At 37.2% G+C, this 3886-nt stretch carries 4 protein-coding genes; 3 read left to right on the top strand and 1 reads right to left on the bottom strand.

What is annotated here, in order from left to right; genetic code table 11:
* Positions 1-183: 183 nt before the first annotated feature.
* Positions 184-693, bottom strand: coding sequence for a helix-turn-helix domain-containing protein (locus tag B2X72_RS24365; protein WP_286851860.1), 510 nt, complete (start codon positions 691-693; stop codon positions 184-186).
* Between the two features lie 620 nt (positions 694-1313).
* Between B2X72_RS24365 and B2X72_RS24360 the strand changes: the two genes are divergently transcribed.
* The 3 genes from B2X72_RS24360 to B2X72_RS24350 form a co-directional block, all read left to right on the top strand.
* Entirely contained in the window at positions 1314-1700 is a 387-nt protein-coding gene (locus B2X72_RS24360; protein ID WP_286851859.1) for a hypothetical protein, read from the top strand.
* 4 nt (positions 1701-1704) lie between these two features.
* The gene (locus B2X72_RS24355) at positions 1705-2415 is read left to right on the top strand and encodes a hypothetical protein (protein WP_286851857.1); all 711 of its coding nucleotides are present in this window, start codon (positions 1705-1707) and stop codon (positions 2413-2415) included.
* Between the two features lie 16 nt (positions 2416-2431).
* Positions 2432-3886 (top strand): carboxypeptidase-like regulatory domain-containing protein (locus B2X72_RS24350; RefSeq protein WP_286851855.1); only part of this gene is annotated, 1455 nt, incomplete at its 3' end.

The following is a 3886-nucleotide window of genomic DNA, read 5'->3' as shown; positions in this document are numbered from 1 at the left end:
TCAACATCATCGGAATATGCAATATAAGGGGCTGCCATTCTTTCGGGAATGTTTTTTTTGTGAATATATTGGATGACTTCACGTTTCAAAAATATCTATCTTATTTTAACTTCAAATTTATTAGTAAATTTTGGCATAAAGATATTTCTTTAAATAGAAAATTCCTCACTGGGGGGGAACCACTCATTTTTTTCTATACACATAACCATTGTCATGATCGGGATTAGGTTTAAATACCAATAAATCACCCATTCTCCTAAGATTTGTTGTTAAGGTGTTCGGATTTATAGACCACCCGTAATTTTTTTCAATGTATTTTAATATCTCCTTTCTCACCCTAAATTCGTTAAGAAAATTGGTCCGTAATAATCTGTATTTTAATATATAAGGAACAGATGGCATGTCTTCTAAGAGTACTGATTTGGATAGATCATTTGCATATTTTTTTTGAAGTTTTTCTCTAAGATCCAGTGGCGGGATATAATTCTTTCTAGCCAGTTTATCTATTCCTACTGTTGTAAATTGAGATATCTTATTTAATGTGGTAACGGAAGGTAGTGATTTTCCATTCTCTATATTGGTCAAAGTTGCTCTTGAAAACTCACAAAGAAGTGAAAAGTATTCTTGATTCAGACCCGTAGCGTCTCGCACTTCAATTATGTTTGGGCGTAAAATCTCTATTGTCAATTCCATTTAACAAATGGACAAATTCAAATAGTGACATTTTGTATAAAATATTATTCGTTTTGAAATTATATTGTTATATTTGTAGAGTTAGATTAAAATATAGAACTATGTAAGACAGAACAGTACGGCAGCTTATAGCTGTTTGAAATATATAAAGAGTCTTCAGATTCCGAGATTGAGCCCAAGGATGAAGGCGGCAAGTTTACCCAGAACTTAAAAAAATGTGTATTTTTACATTTTCAGGGACGGGTCTTGCTGTTTCATTTACTTCCTTGGGCTCACCAATCGGAATCAGTAGTGGAACACAGGACTGTCCCTGTTTTTCCTTATAGGAGGCTCGCTAAAACTAATAGTGAGTATGAAAAAGAAAAAACAATCAACAAAAAATCTTATCAAGACGCCCGAGTAGCTCGGTCGAACCGGTCAAATTATATTTGATCCCTCTCAGTCATGAACCGCATCGTGCCAATATATATACCTTGTAATTACCCTTCAAATGCGGTTTGGCTCACCAATTAATCAATTTATTATTTAAGTGGCTTAGGCTGGCTTAAATTCCCCAATAGTCTGATTTTAATCGGATTGGGAAAGCTATGTTCTTATGTCACCTGTTAAAAACTAAACACATGAAACCTGTTTATGCAAATCTCGTGCAATTGGATCTAGCATTTTACGAGATATACCAAGAAGGGTATAATCCCCTAAAAAACATCAAAGACTTTTGGTCGGTTTATACGATCGATACATGGAAAAACCATATCGCAACTTTAATTGAAAATAGTTTGACACATGCAAAGGCTTCCGATACGACCAAACAAGACGGAGAGAGGGACTTCTTTGCAGCGCTGACCCGCCTGCTGATCGCATATTTTATGATCCACTTCCAAAAGCTGGATATAAACTGGGCTGAGATTTCGTTTTCAGAACCGCGGGAGCGTATCCAGGAAGACATCGATACCAACAAAAGAATTTATGATTTCTTCAGTAGAATATATAAAGAATCTAATCGATAAGCATATGTCACAAAAAACTTTTGCGTTTACTGCTTTATTGGATAAAACAGTAAACAGTTCAGTTATACAGATGACCAAACTTATTAGGATATCAATTATCGTATTTCAATATCAAAGTTGTCTTTTTATAGCATTACAGAACCTAAGAGCTATTTTTATGCTACCTCTTATGTTTTATATGTTTAGTTTATCAGCTCAGACGCCCCGCAAGGACAGCGGGGCTAATGGGCTAATAACAAGACAATCTGATATCATATCATTAAAAATTGGTCATAAAGTTCCAGAAGAGTTCTGGACCAAAGAACATCTCTTTTATATCAATGGGGATACCGTGCGCAGAAATCTCCAAGAATATAAAGGAAAACTATTGATACTCGATTTTTGGATGATTGGCTGTTATACATGTTTTCTGCATCAAAAAGAAATCAACTATTACAAACAGCTTTATAAGGATGAACTGACAGTGGTTATGGTGAATGGTATAAAAACAAAAAATAATTATTCAAGTATCCATCGCTTTCTAAAAAATGAGTGGATTCAGGGATTGGGACTGGAATCATTTTCATCCATAATTGAAAGTAGCTATTTGGATCAATTGCTTCAACCGGGTGGGTATCCGATGTACTATTGGATCAATAAATATGGTATACTGCAGACGGTATCCTATCGTAATCTATTGGACAGGAATTATGTAGCACCATTTTTAGATAAATAAGATGGTAAGAACTGTTATGCTAATTTGTAGTATGTTGATTCTAGGAACGCATCTACAAGGACAAGTCTTGATAAAGGGAACAGTGTTGGATAGTCTAGGGCAGGCTATAAGTGGTGTATCTGTTAAGGAGAGCCACGTTAATAGTGGCGTTTTAACAGATAAGAACGGAAAGTTTGAATTTCATACTAGAGCACACCAAGGTACGCTAGTTCTTAAGCATCTTGGTTATGCCAGTCACACAGTAGCCTTCGACGCATCAACTACTAGGCTCATTGTAAAACTAAAAGCACGGACAACACAACTCGAGGAGGTTATTGTATCGACAGGATATCAGGCCATACCGAAAGAAAGGGCTACGGGTTCTTTTTCAACCGTTGGAAAGGAACTGTTTAACAAACAGGTGGGTACGGATATTCTTTCAAGGTTACCTGTAGTGGCAAATAGTCTTGTTATGGATGCTGGCCGAAGTCAGTCTAGTCCTCAGCTCATAGTCCGCGGCTTGAGCACCATCAATGGGCCTAAAGATCCTTTGATCGTAGTTGACAATTTTCCATATGACGGTGATATCAGTAATATAAATCCGAATATGGTTGAAAACATAACGATTCTGAAAGATGCTGCTGCATCCAGTATTTGGGGTGCCAGAGCAGCAAACGGGGTAATTGTGATCACAACGAAAAAGGGAAAGTTAGATAGGCCCATCTCTTTTGAATTCAATGCCAACAGTACCGTGGATGCAAAACCTGACCTCTATTATATCCCTCAGATGTCGTCGTCAGATTTTATAGATGTAGAACAGGAATTATACAGTCGAGGATTTTATAAAAGTAAAATTGGCTCGAGCAGTAGACCTTTATTAAGTCCTGTAATCGATATGCTTGATCTGGCAGATAATGGGAAGATCTCCAAGGATGAAGCATGGTCGAAAATCAATGAATTGAGCGGTGTTGATGTACGTGATCAGTTGGATCGCTATGTGTATAAACCAGCTTATAAACAACAGTATTTTTTATCAGGGTCGGGAGGAGCTGCAAAGTTTTCTTGGCTTTCGTCGGTAGGCTATGATCGAAATATTGGAACACTGGGTGATCGTTACGAACGTATCAATTTGCGGTTTCAACAAGCTTATGAGATTAGTAAGCAATTTTCTGTTGCCACAAATCTGTATTATACACAGACAGATACAAAGTCTGGACGGAATGGATATAATGATATCTCCAATCTTTTTCCATATACGCGTATTGCTGATCAAAATGGTCAGGCTCTAACGGTTCCACGAAACTATCGGCAGAGTTTTATTGAGTCATTTGGGGATGGTAGGCTACTGGATTGGAGTTATTACCCATTGGTGGACTCGGAGCATCAGATACGCAGAAGTCCGGCAACAGATTTATTGGGGACGATCGAGCTAAACTATGAAATTATCAAGGGGCTGAAAATAGCAGGAAATTATCAATATGAACAAGCGCAC

The organism is Sphingobacterium sp. UBA7253 (assembly GCF_002472745.1).
Taxonomy (GTDB): Bacteria; Bacteroidota; Bacteroidia; order Sphingobacteriales; family Sphingobacteriaceae; genus Sphingobacterium; species Sphingobacterium siyangense.
Note: the sequence above shows the minus strand (reverse complement) of the source record. Positions and strands in the feature narration are given on the sequence as shown.